Source organism: Nocardioides sp. SR21, from assembly GCF_022761125.1.
Lineage (GTDB): Bacteria > Actinomycetota > Actinomycetes > Propionibacteriales > Nocardioidaceae > Nocardioides.
The window spans coordinates 468,623-483,351 of record NZ_JAKWJR010000002.1 but is presented as its reverse complement, the minus strand read 5'-3'; the positions used below and the strand labels follow the sequence as shown (position 1 = coordinate 483,351).

Genomic DNA, 14,729 nt, shown 5'->3' with positions numbered 1-14,729 from the left:
GTAGACCGCGGCCGGGACGCGGACTCATCGGGCTCATCGGGCTCATCGGGCCCTGACAACCTGACGTTGTCCCCGGACGTCACACTCGGGTGATGCTCCGCGCCGTTCTCGCCGCCCTCGTGGCCGCCGTCGTGCTGCCTGCAGCGCCGGCCACCGCTGCCCCCGACCGGCCGGTCGTGCCGTGCTCGCGCGGGCTGGTGGCGCTGACGTTCGACGACGGTCCGCTGGCCACGGTGACCCCGCAGGTGGTGCGGCTGCTGACGCGGCTCGAGGTCCCGGCGACCTTCTTCATGGTCGGCAACCGGGTCGAGACGCACCCCGAGCTGGTGCGGATGGTCGACCGGGCCGGGTTCGCCATCGGCAACCACACCTGGGAGCACGCCGACCTGACCGCGCAGAGGCCGGCCGAGGCACGGGAGGCGCTGGCCGCGACGCAGCAGGCGCTCCTGGATGCCGGCGTGCAGCCGACCGACCTGGCGCGGCCGCCGTACGGCGCCGTGAACGACCGGGTCCGGCGGATGATCGCGAAGGAGGGCCTGGTGCCGGTGCTCTGGACCGTCGACTCGAGCGACTGGACCGGGCTGACGCCGAAGCAGATCCAGAAGAACGTCCTGACCGCCGTGCGTCCGCACCGCACGAACGTCGTGCTCCACCACGACGGCGTCACCAACTCCCCCGCCACGCTGAAGGCGCTGCCCGGCGAGATCGCGGCGCTGCGCGAGCGCGGCTACTGCTTCGCGGCGCTCGACGCCGACGGCAACCCGACGCCCCCGGTGCCGCGCGCGACCGTGCGCGCCGAGCACGCGCGGCTGGCCGAGGGCGACCGGGTGCGGCTGACCGTGCGGCTCGACCGGCCGACGACCCGCGCGACCCGGGTCCCGACTCCCGCCGGACCGGTGCGGATCCCCGCGGGCGAGCGCGAGGCGCGGATCTGGTTCCGCGCGCCGCAGGACCGGGTCGACGAGCGGGTCGAGGACCTCGGGGTCGTGAAGGTCGTCGACGACGACCCGCCTCCGGTCGTGTCGGTCGACGACGCGGACGTCACGGCGTCGCCGCTGCTGCCGACGACCGTCGCGATCTCAGCGCGCCTCGACCGGCCGCGCGACCGCGACCTTCCCGTCGTCGTCCGCACCCGGCTCGGGAACGCCACGATCGTGGTGCCGGCGTTCGCGACGAAGGCGACGGGGTCGCTGACCGTGCCGGTCGGAACGCCGGACCAGCGCGTGCGGCGGATCCCGATGCGGGGCGCGACGCTGACGGTGCGGCCACCGGAGCAGACCTGGCTCGAGGCCGCGCGGGCGTCGGTGGCCGAGGTCAGATGGCCAGTGGTTCGGATCCCGCCGACGTTCTAGCCGTACGCCGCGGCAGGCGGACCGTGAAGGTGGTCCCGCGGTCGGCGCCGGAGTCGACGTCGATCGCGCCGCCGTGCAGCGTGACGATGGCCTGCACGATCGTGAGCCCGAGGCCGGTGCCCTGGACGGCCTGCTCGGTGGCGGTCGAGGAGCGGTAGAAGCGGCTGAACAAGCGGTTCTGCTCGGACTCCGGGATGCCCTCGCCGGTGTCGGAGACCGACAGCGTCGCGCCGAGGTCGTCGACACCGAGGGCCAGGCCGATCCGGCCGCCGTCCGGAGTGAACTTCACGGCGTTCGTCAGGAGGTTGACCAGCATCCGCTCGAGCTCGTCGGGATCGACGTCCAGCTCGACGGCCTGGTCGGGCAGGTCGACGTCGACCTGCAGGCTGCGGTTCTCCAGCATCCAGCCGATGGCGTCGTGGGAGGCCGTGACGACGTCGCGCAGGTCGGTGGGCACCCGGTTGATCTGCAGCGTCGACGACTCGATCTGGGAGAGCTTGAGGAGGTCCTCGACCAGGCGCAGCAGCCGGTGGCTGTTGCGGTCGATGCGACTGACGATGCCGCGCTGGGCCTCGTCCAGGTCACCGACCATGCCGTCCTCGAGCACCTCGAGGTAGCCGATGATGCTGGTGATCGGCGTGCGCAGCTCGTGGCTGACGGTCGAGACGAAGTCGGACTTCACCCGCTCGAGCTCGCGCAGCTGCTCGCTCGCCGCCTGCTCGGTCGCGAGCGCGTCCGCGAGCGCCTGCTCGGTGCGGTGCCGCTCGGTGACGTCGCGGAAGACCACGACCACGTCGCGGTCGGCGTCGCCGACGGAGGTCTCCAGCGGCGTGGCGACGAAGTTGAGCACGCGACCGTCCGGCACGCCGGCGTTGCGGACCACGAGGTCGAGGTCCTGCACGCGGTTCTCGGCTAGCGCCCGCACGTGCAGCAGGTCGTCCTCGGCGATCGGGTTCCCGTCGGTGTGGAAGAGCCCGAACTGATCGGTTCCGCTCACCTCGTGGACGTCGTCGTGCAGCCCACCCATCAGCTCCACACCGGACGGGTTGCGCAGCAGGATCCTGCCCTGCGAGTCGATGACCACCAGGCCGTCACGCAGCGACTCGACGATGGTGCTGAGCAGCCCCATCTGCGACTGCGACGACTCGCGCGCCTTCTCGTGCAGCCACCAGTTGACGATGCAGGCAGCGCTGGCGAACGCGAAGAACCCCGCGTGCACGCCGGCGAAGAGCCAGGGCTGGTCGCGCGCCGCCGGGTGGTTGTAGACGGCGTGCGAGTTCAGGGTGCCCATCACGCCGTGGTGGACCAGCACGTAGCCCACCGCGATCGTGAACGGCGCCCACGCCTCGTACATCGCGATCACCGGGATCATCACGAAGAAGTGGAAGTGCGCCTCGATCATGCCGCCGGAGAGGTGCACGATCACGCCCGAGCAGATCACCAGGCCGGCCGCGGCGACCGAGGCCGACGCGACGCGGCCGAGCCGCATGAATCCGGCGACCAGCGCAGCCATCAGGACCGGTGCCATCTCGACCCAGGCGTGCCCGAGCGAGTTGCCGCGGTAGACGGCGTACACCGGGATCAGCACCACGTGCAGCCACAACAGCGCCATGACCGCGCGGTGCCTCGTCCGCCACGCGGCATCGGGCAGCGACCCACCGCGAGGGAGCCATGACGGCCACCGGCTGCGCAGGCTCAGCGGAGAAATGGGCACGTATGCCCATCGGCACCTCCGAGGAGGACCTGAGTCAGAGCTCCTTGATCCCCCACGGGCTGCCGTACTCCGTGAGCAGGTCGAGGAACGGCACGGCGTCGAACGCCTCCGGGCCGAGCACGCCCGCGCCCTGCCAGGTCCCCCGAGCGAGCAGCTCCAGCGCGACGACGGGGTTGATCGCGGTCTGCCACACCACGCACTGGTGGCCGTACTCCTGCATGGTCCACTCGTTGTCGACCACGTGGTAGAGGTACGTCGACCGCTCGGCGCCGTCCTTGCCCTTGCCGGTGACCCACAGCCCGGCGCAGGTCTTGCCCTTCATCCGCGGCCCGACGGTCGCCGGGTCCGGCAGCACGGCGGCGACGACATCGCGTGGCGACACCTCGACGCCCTTGACCCGCACCTTCTCGGTGGAGTCCAGGCCGAGGGTGTGCAGCACCTTGAGGATGTTGATGAACTCGTCGCCGAGGCCGTACTTGAACGTCGCGCGCTTGCAGTCGACCCAGCGCGGCATCAGGAGCACCTCCTCGTGCTCGACGTTCACGCACTCGACCGGCCCGATGCCCTCGGGGAAGTCGAACACCTCCGGCTCACTGAACGGCGGCGTCGTGTGCCAGTCGCCGTCCTGCCAGATCACCGGCGGGTTGAGGCACTCCTCGATCGTGGTCCACATCGAGAACGACGGCGCGAAGATCTCGTTCCCGTCGTCGTCGGTGACGACGAGGTTGGCGCCGTCGCGGGTGCCGAGCTCGTCGATCTCGCTGAACAGGTGGTCGGCGGCGTACCGCGCGAACACGTCCGACAGCCCCGGCTCGACGCCGATGCCGACCAGCGCCAGCCGGCCGGAGTTCTCCCACTCCCCCGCCACCGCGAACTGCTCGTCACCGAGCTTCACGCCGGTCTTCTCGTACGGCGCGGTCGGGTGCGGCTTCGACAGCGACATCGCCATGTCGAGGTAGTCCGCGCCCGCGGCGTACGCACCGTTGAAGATCGGCATGTTGAACACGGGGTCGACGGCGTTCATCACGTGCGTGATGCCGTGCTCGCGGCACAGCGCCGCGACGGCCTCCTCGGACGACGCATCGATCTGGGCGGCGACGTACCGGCCGTCGGCGGCGGCCGCCTTGTCCGCCCGCTCGAGCGAGTAGTCCGCGACCACGATGGTCTCGAAGAAGTCGCGGCGGGCGGCGATGGCGGCGAAGGCCGATCCGACGCCACCGGCGCCGACAAGCAGGATCCTCATGGTGCCTCTTTCGTTGGTCGAGCTCGTCGAGACCCCCGCAGCCAAGGCAGGCGGTCGGGTGCGGGGGTCTCGACGACGCTCGCTGGCGCTCGCTGCTCGACCACCGCGGGCGCCTACTCCCCGATGTAGCTCATGACGTGCTTGAGGCGCGTGTAGTCCTCGAGCCCGTACATGGAGAGGTCCTTGCCGTAGCCGGAGTGCTTGAAGCCACCGTGCGGCATCTCGCTGATGAACGGGATGTGGGTGTTGATCCAGACGACACCGAAGTCGAGGTTCTTGGACATCCGCATCGCGCGGCCGTGGTCCTTGGTCCAGACGCTGGAGGCCAGGCCGTACTCCACGCCGTTGGCCCAGCGCAGCGCCTCGGCCTCGTCGCTGAACTTCTGCACGGTGATGACCGGGCCGAAGATCTCCTGCTGGATCTGCTCGTCGTCCTGCTTGAGGCCGGACAGCACGGTGGGCTCGTAGAAGTACCCGCTGCTGCCCTGGCGCTTGCCGCCGGTCTCGAGGGTCGCGTGGTCCGGCAGCCGGTCGACCATGCCGGTGACCCGCTCGAGCTGGTTGACGTTGTTGAGGGCGCCGTACAGGACGTCCTCGTCGTCGGGCATGCCGGTCTTGATGCCCTTCGCGGCCTCGGTGAGCGCCGCGACGAAGTCGCCGTGCACGCCGGGGCCGGCGAGGACGCGGGTGGCCGCGGTGCAGTCCTGGCCGGCGTTGAAGTAGCCGGCCTCGGCGATCGCGGCGGCGGCCTTCTCGACATCGGCGTCGTCGAAGACGATCACCGGGGCCTTGCCGCCGAGCTCGAGGTGGACCTTCTTCAGGTCGGCGGCCGCGGAGCCCGCGACCTCCATGCCGGCGCGGACGGAGCCGGTGATCGACACCATCTGCGGGGTCTTGTGGGCGATCAGGGCGCGGCCGGTGTCGCGGTCGCCGGCGACCACGTTGAGCACGCCCGGCGGCAGGAACTCCTGGCAGATCTCGGCCAGCAGCGCCGACGAGGCGGGCGTGGTGTCGCTCGGCTTGAGCACGACGGTGTTGCCCGCCGCGAGCGCCGGGGCGATCTTCCAGATCATCATCATCAGCGGGTAGTTCCAGGGCGTCACCTGGCCGATCACGCCGATCGGCTCGCGCCGGATCCACGACGTGTGGTCGCTCATGTACTCGCCGGCGGACTTGCCCTCGAGCACGCGCGCTGCGCCGGCGAAGAAGCGGAAGTGGTCCGAGCTCGGCGGCAGCTCCTCCGACGCGGTCAGGCCGATCGGCTTGCCGGTGTCCTTGCACTCGACCGCGGTGATCTCGTCGGCGCGGGCGTCGATCGCGTCCGCGATCTTGAGCAGCGCGGTGGCGCGCTCCTGCGGGGTCGTCCGGCCCCACGACTCGAACGCCGTCGCGGCCGCGCCGTACGCGCGGTCGACGTCCTCGGCGCCGGACTTGGGCGCGTGCGCGTACACCTCGCCGTTGGTCGGGTCGATGACGTCGTAGCGCTCCCCGGACACGCTGTCGACGAGCTCACCGTTGATGACGTTCTTGAAGGTCTGGTCGGCCATGTCGGCGAGCCTAGAGGCCCGGCAACGGAATCTGTAGGGCCAACCCGGCTTTTCATGCGGATTTCGTTGATTCAGACCTCGTAGACGGGGGTTCCCTCGATCCAGGACGACGTCACCCGCGCCCCGACGACCTCCTCCACCGGCCCGTCGAACGGGTCCCGGTCGAGCACGACCAGGTCCGCGACGGCGCCTTCTCGGAGCACCCCGGCGTCGTCCCGGCCGTTCGCCCACGCCGACCCCGAGGTGTACGCCGCCCAGGCGGTCTCCAGGTCGAGCGCCTGCTCGGGGAGGAACGCATCGCGGTCGCTCTCGGGGTCACGACGGGTCACGCCGACCTGGATCGCCTGGAGCGGATCGGGCGTGCTGACCGGCCAGTCGCTGCCGCCGACCAGCCGGGCGCCGGCCCGGTGGAGGTCGCCGAACGGGTACTGCCACCGGCTCCGCTCCTCCCCCAGGAACGGGATCGTCAGCTCGACCATCTGGTCGTCGAGGCAGGCCCACAGCATCTGCATGTTGGCCGCGACCCCGAGATCCGCGAACCGGCGTACGTCGTCGGGGTGGATCAGCTGCAGGTGCGCGATGTGGTGGCGCAGCGCCGGGTCGGTCCCCTCGAACGCGTCGAGCGCCTCGCGGGTCCCGCGGTCCCCGATGCAGTGCACATGGACCTGGAAGTCAGCGGCATCGAGTGCCTGGATCGCGTCGCGGATCGCCGCGGCGGTCAGGAACGAGTGGCCGGAGTTGTCGGTCGGGTGTCCGCACTTGTCGAGGTACGGCAGCAGCATCGAGGCCGTGCCGTTCTCGGCCACGCCGTCCTGCATGATCTTGACGCTGGTGGCCTGGAACCGCCCGCCGCTCATGGTCGCGCGCCGCCCGACCAGGTCCGCGACCTGCTCCACGCCGAGCCGGCGCTCCCACCACAGTGCGCCGACGACGTACGACGTCAGGTCGCCGTTCGCCGCCGCGGTCGTGTACGTCGACGCCGGGTCGTCCATGCCGGAGTAGGCGCCGACGATCGCGTCCTGCCACGACGTGACGCCGACGGAGTGCAGGTAGGACTGACCGGCGAGCAGGGCGGCGTAGTACTCGTCGCCCTTCGTGCGCGGGATGAAGCGCGAGACCAGCGAGGTCGCGCCCTCGTGCAGGGTGCCGCTCGGGCGGCCCTCCGCGTCGCGCTCGATCCGGCCGTCGGGCGGGTCCGGGGTGTGCTCGTCGATCCCGGCGATCGCCAGCGCCCTGCTGTTCACCCACGCGCCGTGGTGGTCGCGGTTCGGCAGGAACGCCGGCCGGCCACCGGTCACGGCGTCGAGGTCGGCTGCCGTCGGGTTGCCGCCCGGGAACGCCGGCATCGCCCAGCCGCCGCCGAGGATCCACTCGCGGTCCGGGTGCGCGTCGGCGTACGCCTTGACGTGCGCGAGGTACTCCTCCCGGGTGTCGACCTCGGACAGGTCGCAGCGCAGCCGCTCGAGCCCGCCCTGGATCGGGTGCACGTGGGCGTCCGTGAAGCCGGGCGACACGAACGCGACGTCGGCGGGACCGCTCGACGGTCGGACCGCCGTGATCCGGCCGTCCTCGACCGTGATCTCGGTCGGGCCGAGGTGCCGGTGGCCGTCGAAGGCCGCGGCCGCACGGAGAACCCTGCTCACCGCGTCCGGCCTTCCAGCAGCGGGCCGGCCGGGTCGTGGCTGATGCCGTGCTTGCGGACGGCCAGGCCGGACAGGGCCTCCAGGCACACGCGGTTGGCGAGGAACGCGGTGATCTCCGCGTGGTCGTACGGCGGCGACACCTCGACCACGTCGATCCCCGCCACCGGCAGCTCCATGCAGATGCGGCGTACAGCGTCGAGGAGCTCGCGCGCCGAGAGCCCACCCGGCTCGGGCGTCCCCGTGCCGGGCGCGTGGCCGGGGTCGCACACGTCGATGTCGACGGAGAGGAACACCGCGTCGCACTCGTCGAGCGCGATCTCGAACGCCTCGTCGAGGCACGCGCCCAGGCCGCGCTTGCCGATCTCGGCCATCTCGAAGGACCGCATGTTCTGCTCGGCCATCCAGCCGAGCGTCTCGGGGCCGGGCCAGTAGCCGCGCAGCCCCAGCTGCAGGAACCGGTCGCCGCGCAGCGCGCCGGACTCGATCAGCCGGCGCATCGGCTGACCGTGCCCCCACAGGGAGCCGAACTCGATGTCGCCCGTGTCGGCGTGCGCGTCGAAGTGGATCATCGAGACCTTGCCGAAACCGACGTGGCGGGCGAGCCCCTTCGCGTCGGCGAACGCGATCGAGTGGTCGCCTCCGAGGACCAGCGGTACGGCGCCCGCGCTGGCGACGGCGTACACCGCCTCCTCGAGGTTGCCCAGCGACCGCTCGATGTGGCCGGGCGGCATCTCGACGTCGCCCGCGTCGAGGACCTTCAGGTCCTGCAGCGCGTCGACGCGCAGCGCGAGGTGCGGGCGCGAGCCGTCGTGCGGCAGGTAGTCCGTCTGCCGGATCGCCATCGGCCCGAAGCGGGTGCCGGGGCGGTGCGACGTACCCCCGTCGAACGGCGCACCGACGACCACCACGTCCGCGGTCGCCAGCGCGGCCGCGTCGTCGAGGTCGACCCGGTCCACGCCGAGGAAGGTGATGTCCGGGCCGAACTGCGGGCCGTAGCGGGTCATGGGCAATTCCTATCACGGGGATTTGCTTCGGAATCCGCGCAAATCACATGCTTCGACGACGGATTCACTTGCTTCGGGGCTGGTCGACCACGCACCATGGATGCCATGTACCCGGACTACGACCACCTCCAGCGCGCCGCCAAGGACCACCTCTGGATGCACTTCACGCGGCACTCGTCGTACGCCGACTCGGACGTGCCGATCATCGTGCGCGGCGAGGGCGCCTACATCTACGACGCGGCCGGGAAGAGGTACCTCGACGGCCTCGCCGGGCTGTTCGTGTCGCAGCTCGGGCACGGGCGCACCGAGCTCGCCGAGGCGGCCGCCGCCCAGGCGAAGGAGCTCGCGTTCCACCCGCTGTGGTCCTACGCGCACCCGTCCGCGATCCAGCTCGCCGAGAAGATCGCGTCGTACGCGCCCGGCGACCTGAACCGGATCTTCTTCTCCAGCGGCGGCGGCGAGTCCGTCGAGACCGCGTGGAAGCTCGCCAAGAACTACTTCAAGCTCACCGGCAAGCCCATGAAGCACAAGGTGATCAGCCGCCAGATCGCCTACCACGGCACCACCCAGGGCGCGCTGTCGATCACTGGCCTCCCGCCGCTCAAGCAGCAGTTCGAGCCGCTGGTGCCCTCGACGTTCCGGGCCGCGAACACCAACATCTACCGCGCCCCCATCCACGGCGACGACCCCGAGGCGTTCGGCCGCTGGGCCGCCGACCAGATCGCGGTCGCCATCGAGAACGAGGGCCCCGACACCGTCGCCGCGGTCTTCCTCGAGCCGGTGCAGAACGCCGGCGGCTGCTTCCCGCCGCCGCCCGGATACTTCCAGCGGGTCCGCGAGATCTGCGACGAGTACGACGTGCTGCTGGTCTCCGACGAGGTCATCTGCGCCTTCGGCCGCCTCGGCCACATGTTCGGCGCGGAGCGCTACGGCTACCAGCCCGACATGATCACCTGCGCCAAGGGCATCACGTCGGGCTACGCCCCGCTCGGCGCGATGATCGCCTCCGACAAGCTGATGGAGCCGTTCCTCGAGGACGGCGCGATGTTCGCCCACGGCTACACCTTCGGCGGCCACCCGGTCTCGACCGCGGTCGCGCTGAAGAACCTCGAGATCTTCGAGGAGGAGAAGGTCCTCGAGAACGTCCGCGGCAACGAGGGCGCCTTCCGTGCCACCCTCGAGAAGCTGCGTGACCTGCCGATCGTCGGCGACGTCCGCGGCGACGGGTACTTCTACGGCATCGAGCTCGTGAAGGACAAGAACACCCGCGAGACCTTCAACGACGAGGAGTGCGAGCGCATCCTCTTCGGCTTCGTCTCCAAGCAGCTCTACGCCGAGGGCCTCTACTGCCGCGCCGACGACCGCGGCGACCCGGTCATCCAGCTCTCGCCCCCGCTGATCTGCGACCAGCAGCACTTCGACGAGATGGAGCAGATCCTGCGCACCGTCCTGGAGAAGGCCGGCCAGATGCTCTGAGCTGCCCCCGTCCGAGCTTGCGAGGACGGGGACCCAGCAGCCTGAGCTGCCCCCGTCCGAGCTTGCGAGGACGGGGACCCAGCAGCCTGAGCTGCCCCCGTCCGAGCAGGCGAGGACGGGGACCCAGCAGCCAGGTCGAGTAGCCGCGCGAGCGACGAAGGAGCTCGCGACCGGCGTATCGAGACCCGGCCGTGGTCTCGATACGCTCGCTACTCGACCACCGAAGGTGCGAATAACCGCGCGAGCGACGAGACCCAGCCGTGGTCTCGATACGCTCGCTGGCGCTCGCTGGCGCTCGCTACTCGACCACCGAACGAGCGAGAAGCCGCGCGAACGACGACGACCCAGCGTGGTCTCGATACGCTCGCTGGCGCTCGCTACTCGACCACCGAACGAGCGAGAAGCCGCGCGAACGACGACGACCCAGCGTGGTCTCGATACGCTCGCTGGCGCTCGCTACTCGACCACCGAACGAGCGAGAAGCCGCGCGAACGACGACGACCCAGCGTGGTCTCGATACGCTCGCTGGCGCTCGCTACTCGACCACCGAACGAGCGAGAAGCCGCGCGAGCGTCGACGACCCAGCCGTGGTCTCGATACGCTCGCTGGCGCTCGCTACTCGACCACCGAAGGTGTGAGGAGTCGCGCGAGCGTCGAAGGAGCCGTGGTCTCGATACGCTCGCTGGCGCTCGCTACTCGACCACCGAAGGTGCAAGGAGTCGCGCTCAGGCCAGCTTGGCGTTGCGGCGGCGTGAGGTGACCTCGCCACCGACGACGATGAGGATCGCGATCATGAACATCAGGGTGCCGACGACGTTGACCTGCATCGGCACGCCGCGCTGGGCGGCGCCCCAGACGAACATCGGGAACGTCGTGGTGTTGCCGGCGTTGAGGTTCGTGATGATGAAGTCGTCGAACGACAGCGAGAAGCTGAGCAGCGCCGCACCGAGGATGCCGGGGAAGACCAGCGGGAAGGTGACCCGCCAGAACGTCTGGCTCGGTGTCGCGTAGAGATCCATCGCCGCCTGCTCGAGGTTGTCGTCGAGGCCGGCCAGGCGGGCCCGGACGGTCACGACGACGAACGACAGGCAGAACATGATGTGCGCGATGAGGATCGTCCAGAAGCCGAGCTGGCCGGCGAAGCCCGCGGCGACGAACAGCGCCAGCAGCGAGGAGCCCATCACAATCTCGGGTGCCGCCATCGGCATGAAGATCAGCAGGTTCGACGACGAGCGGCCCTGGAAGTCGTGCCGCACCAGCGCGAAGGCCGCGAGCGTCCCGAGGATCGTGGAGAACAGCGTCGCGAGGAAGCCGACCTTGATGCTGGTCCACAGCGCGCCGCACATGCCGTCGGGCTCGCACGGGTTCTGCCAGTTGTACAGCGTGAAGCCGTCGAAGCTGTAGATCAGTCGGCTGTTCGGGTCGTTGAAGCTCATCAGGATCACGATCGCGATCGGGATGAACGTGTAGATGAGCACGGCGATGCCGAGCAGGAGCACGAGGTTGTTGCGGATCCAGCGCATCAGAGCAGCTCCTCCGTCCCGGCGCGTCGTACGTAGACCAAGACCATCGCCACGATCCCGACCATCATGATCACCGACAGCGCGGCCGCCGTCGGGTAGTCGTTGGCGTCGGTGAACAGGCTCTGGATCACGCCACCGACCATCCGTTGGTTCGGGCCGCCCAGCAGCTGGGCGTTGATGTAGTCACCGGACGCGGGGATGAACGTCAGCAGCGTCCCCGAGATGACGCCGGGGAGCGACAGCGGCCAGGTGACCTTGAAGAACCCGACGACCGGGTTGGCGTACAGGTCCCCCGCGGCCTCGATCAGGCGGTGGTCGATCTTGTCGATGCTCGCGTAGAGCGGCAGCACCATGAACGGCAGGAAGTTGTAGGTCAGACCCATCACGACGGCGAACGGCGTCACGAGCAGGCGCCCGTCCTCACCGAGCAGGTGCAGCGTCTGGAGCGTGTCGACGATCCAGCCGTCGTCGGCCAGGATCAGCTTCCACGACAGCGTGCGGACCAGGAAGCTCGTGAAGAACGGCGCGATGACCAGCACCAGCATCAGGTTCTTCCAACGGCCCGCCTTGAACGCGATCGCGTAGGCCAGCACGTAGCCCAGGATCAGGCAGAAGAACGTCGCGAGCGCGCCGTACCAGAGCGACCGGAGCATCGGCCGCCAGTACTCCTGCACGGCATCCGTGTAGTTCTGCCAGTGGTAGGTCATCTCGTAGCCGCGGAAGTCCGACCCGGCCGGGTCGAACAGGCTGGTGGCGACGAGCGAGTAGAACGGGACGACGAAGAAGAGCACCAGCCACAGGGCGGCCGGGGCGAGCAGGAGGTAGCCGAGGCCACCCGTGCGCCGGGTCACGCGTCGTCCTTCTGGGCGCCCGCGGTGGCGTCCTGCGCGTGGTCGAGGAGGAACGCGTACTCCGGCCGCCAGGACAGCTCGACCGACTCCCCCTGGGCGAACAGCCGGGTGCGTCCGGTGTTCTGCGCGAACACCTGGATCTCCTGGCCCCAGGGCATCCGGACGAGGTACTGCGTGCTGACGCCGACGAAGCTGACGTCGCTGATCACGCCGCCGGGGATGGTGTTGCCCGGTGCGTCGAGCGTCGCGCCGGGCTCCCCGATCAGCACCTTCTCCGGCCGGATCCCCACCCAGCCCATGTCGCCGTCGGCGTGCGCCCGGTCGGCCGGGATCGAGACGCCGATGCCCTGCATGTCGACGGTGACGAGGTCCGCGGCGCGGTTGGTGATCCGGCCCTCGATGAGGTTCGACTGGCCGAGGAAGTTCGCGACGAACGTGCTGCGCGGGTTCTCGTACAGGTCCGCGGGGCTGCCCATCTGCTCGATGACGCCCTGGTTCATCACCGCGACCGTGTCGGCCATGGTCATGGCCTCCTCCTGGTCGTGGGTGACGTGGATGAAGGTCAGGCCGACGTCGACCTGGATGCGCTTGAGCTCGATCTGCATCGAGCGACGCAGCTTCAGGTCGAGCGCGCCGAGCGGCTCGTCGAGCAGCAGCACCTCGGGCTTGTTGATCAGCGCCCGGGCCAGCGCGACGCGCTGCTGCTGACCACCGGAGAGCTGGGTCGGCCGCTTGCGCGCCTGCACGCCGAGCTCGACCAGGTCGAGCATCTCCTTGACCTGCGCGTCGACCTCCTTGGCCTTGCGGCGCTTGAGGCCGAACGCGACGTTCTCGTGGATGTCGAGGTGCGGGAACAGCGCGTAGCTCTGGAACACGGTGTTGACGGGCCGCTTGTACGGCTTGGCGTACGTGATGTCCTGGCCGGCCAGCGTGATCGACCCGGACGTCGGCGTCTCGAGCCCGGCCACCATCCGCAGGGTCGTGGTCTTGCCGCACCCGGACGGGCCGAGCAGTGCGAAGAACGATCCTCGCGGCACGTCGAGGTCGAGGTCGTCGACGGCGGTGAACGCCCCGAACGACTTGGTCAGGTTGCGCAGCCGCAACCCGTCGTACGACGCGTCCGGGGCGGGCGCGGCGGGCGCGCCGGAGGTCTCAGCCACCTGTGACATCGGACCAGTCTCCTTCGTAGCGAACCTGCTGCTGGTCGTCCAGCGGCATGAAGTCGAACGTGCTCGCGAGCATCTCCTCGTCGGGGAAGATCAACGGGTTCTCGGCCAGCGACGGATCGATCTTCTCCATCTCCTCCCGGGCACCCTCGACGGGACAGATGTAGTTCACCCAGGCGGCGAGCTTCGCCGCGACGGCCGGGTCGTAGTAGTAGTTGATCCACTGCTCGGCGTTCGCCTGGTGGGTCGCGAGGTTCGGGACGATCATGTTGTCGCTCCAGAGCGACAGCCCCTCCTCGGGCACCACGAACTTGATGTCCGGGTTGTCGAGCTGCAGCTGGATCACGTCGCCCGACCAGGCCTCGCAGGCGACGATGTTGCCGGCCGCCAGGTCCTGCATGTACTCGTTGCCGGTGAACGCGCGTACCTGACCGGCACTGACGACCTGCTGGAGCCGGTCGATGGCGTTCTCCCACTCGGCATCGGTGAACTTGTCCGGGTTCGCGCCGACGATCCGGAGCATGAAGGCCATCGTGTCGCGCATCTCCGAGAGCAGCGTGATCCGGCCCTTGAGGTCCTCGCGGGTGATCAGCTCCTCGAAGCTGCGCACCTCGCCGGTCTTGCCGGCGTTGTAGGCGATGCCGGTCAGGCCGCTCTGCCACGGCGCGTGGAACTCCAGGTCGAGGTCCCACTGCCGGCCGCGCAGCGGCTCGATCAGGTTGGCGTGCAGGTTCGGGACGTTGGCCTTGTCGAGCGGCTGGATCCAGCCCAGGCCGATCATCCGCGCCGCCATCCAGTCCGTCAGCATGATCATGTCGCGGTCGATCGGCTCGCAGGCACCGAGCTGGTTGCGGACCTTCGCGTAGAACTCCGCGTTGTCGTTGACGTCATCGGAGTACGCGACGGTGATCCCGGTCTGGGTCTGGAACGTCTGGAAGGTGCCGTTCGGGTTCTTGCGCGGGTCGATGTAGCCCGGCCAGTTGGAGATGATCAGCTGCATCTCCTCGGCCGAGACGTCCGGCGCGGTGCAGAGCTTCGGATCCTGCTGGGCGCCCTGGACCTCGAAGAACGGGAGCTGGAGCGCGGCGAGGCTCAGCCCGCCGAAGGCCACGACGCCGCCTCCCTTCAGCAGCGTCCGGCGCGACACGCCGCCGCGGCGACCAGATGACTCCGACGGCATGCGGCTCCCCTCAGAACGTTCGGGCTCGAT

Annotated in this window: 11 protein-coding genes; 2 read left to right on the top strand and 9 right to left on the bottom strand. The window is 69.7% G+C overall.

Annotation, left to right across the window (positions count from 1 at the left end):
- Positions 1-92 precede the first annotated feature (92 nt).
- Positions 93-1,352, top strand: a complete 1,260-nt coding sequence (locus tag MJ604_RS05635; RefSeq protein ID WP_243057312.1) for a polysaccharide deacetylase family protein — start codon at positions 93-95, stop codon at positions 1,350-1,352.
- On the opposite strand, the gene MJ604_RS05630 is transcribed toward MJ604_RS05635, so the two are convergent.
- The 5 genes from MJ604_RS05630 to speB form a co-directional block, all read right to left on the bottom strand.
- On the bottom strand, positions 1,315-2,964 hold the full coding sequence (locus MJ604_RS05630; RefSeq protein WP_243057311.1) for an ATP-binding protein: 1,650 nt from the start codon (positions 2,962-2,964) through the stop codon (positions 1,315-1,317). The genes MJ604_RS05635 and MJ604_RS05630 overlap by 38 nt on opposite strands.
- A 136-nt stretch (positions 2,965-3,100) precedes the next feature.
- Complete coding sequence (locus MJ604_RS05625; protein WP_243057310.1) at positions 3,101-4,309, bottom strand: saccharopine dehydrogenase family protein; 1,209 nt, start codon at positions 4,307-4,309, stop codon at positions 3,101-3,103.
- Between the two features lie 113 nt (positions 4,310-4,422).
- The gene (locus tag MJ604_RS05620) at positions 4,423-5,856 is read right to left on the bottom strand and encodes a gamma-aminobutyraldehyde dehydrogenase (RefSeq protein ID WP_243057309.1); all 1,434 of its coding nucleotides are present in this window, start codon (positions 5,854-5,856) and stop codon (positions 4,423-4,425) included.
- A gap of 71 nt (positions 5,857-5,927) precedes the next feature.
- A complete protein-coding gene (locus MJ604_RS05615) occupies positions 5,928-7,499 on the bottom strand; it encodes an amidohydrolase (protein WP_243057308.1) in 1,572 nt (523 codons plus the stop codon).
- Complete coding sequence (speB, locus tag MJ604_RS05610; RefSeq protein WP_243057307.1) at positions 7,496-8,503, bottom strand: agmatinase; 1,008 nt, start codon at positions 8,501-8,503, stop codon at positions 7,496-7,498. The genes MJ604_RS05615 and speB overlap by 4 nt, the downstream gene beginning before the upstream one ends.
- Positions 8,504-8,608: 105 nt before the next feature.
- Between speB and MJ604_RS05605 the strand changes: the two genes are divergently transcribed.
- Complete coding sequence (locus tag MJ604_RS05605) at positions 8,609-9,979, top strand: aspartate aminotransferase family protein (RefSeq protein WP_243057306.1); 1,371 nt, start codon at positions 8,609-8,611, stop codon at positions 9,977-9,979.
- A 725-nt stretch (positions 9,980-10,704) separates the two neighbouring features.
- On the opposite strand, the gene MJ604_RS05600 is transcribed toward MJ604_RS05605, so the two are convergent.
- The 4 genes from MJ604_RS05600 to MJ604_RS05585 are packed head-to-tail and all read right to left on the bottom strand — an operon-like array spanning position 10,705 to position 14,699.
- Positions 10,705-11,502, bottom strand: coding sequence for an ABC transporter permease (locus tag MJ604_RS05600; RefSeq protein ID WP_243057305.1), 798 nt, complete (start codon positions 11,500-11,502; stop codon positions 10,705-10,707).
- Entirely contained in the window at positions 11,502-12,353 is an 852-nt protein-coding gene (locus tag MJ604_RS05595; protein WP_243057304.1) for an ABC transporter permease, read from the bottom strand. The genes MJ604_RS05600 and MJ604_RS05595 overlap by 1 nt, the downstream gene beginning before the upstream one ends.
- Positions 12,350-13,522, bottom strand: coding sequence for an ABC transporter ATP-binding protein (locus MJ604_RS05590; protein ID WP_243057303.1), 1,173 nt, complete (start codon positions 13,520-13,522; stop codon positions 12,350-12,352). The genes MJ604_RS05595 and MJ604_RS05590 overlap by 4 nt, the downstream gene beginning before the upstream one ends.
- A complete protein-coding gene (locus MJ604_RS05585) occupies positions 13,506-14,699 on the bottom strand; it encodes a PotD/PotF family extracellular solute-binding protein (RefSeq protein WP_243057302.1) in 1,194 nt (397 codons plus the stop codon). The genes MJ604_RS05590 and MJ604_RS05585 overlap by 17 nt, the downstream gene beginning before the upstream one ends.
- Positions 14,700-14,729: the final 30 nt, after the last annotated feature.

Bases quoted from the DNA above. Each gene is read 5' to 3' on its own strand.
- MJ604_RS05630 (WP_243057311.1), bottom strand. From the start codon at position 2,964: ATGGCGCTGTTGTGGCTGCACGTGGTGCTGATCCCGGTGTACGCCGTC.
- MJ604_RS05625 (WP_243057310.1), bottom strand. From the start codon at position 4,309: ATGAGGATCCTGCTTGTCGGCGCCGGTGGCGTCGGATCGGCCTTCGCC.
- speB (WP_243057307.1), bottom strand. From the start codon at position 8,503: ATGACCCGCTACGGCCCGCAGTTCGGCCCGGACATCACCTTCCTCGGC.
- MJ604_RS05635 (WP_243057312.1), top strand. From the start codon at position 93: ATGCTCCGCGCCGTTCTCGCCGCCCTCGTGGCCGCCGTCGTGCTGCCT.
- MJ604_RS05590 (WP_243057303.1), bottom strand. From the start codon at position 13,522: ATGTCACAGGTGGCTGAGACCTCCGGCGCGCCCGCCGCGCCCGCCCCG.
- MJ604_RS05605 (WP_243057306.1), top strand. From the start codon at position 8,609: ATGTACCCGGACTACGACCACCTCCAGCGCGCCGCCAAGGACCACCTC.
- MJ604_RS05600 (WP_243057305.1), bottom strand. From the start codon at position 11,502: ATGCGCTGGATCCGCAACAACCTCGTGCTCCTGCTCGGCATCGCCGTG.
- MJ604_RS05620 (WP_243057309.1), bottom strand. From the start codon at position 5,856: ATGGCCGACCAGACCTTCAAGAACGTCATCAACGGTGAGCTCGTCGAC.
- MJ604_RS05585 (WP_243057302.1), bottom strand. From the start codon at position 14,699: ATGCCGTCGGAGTCATCTGGTCGCCGCGGCGGCGTGTCGCGCCGGACG.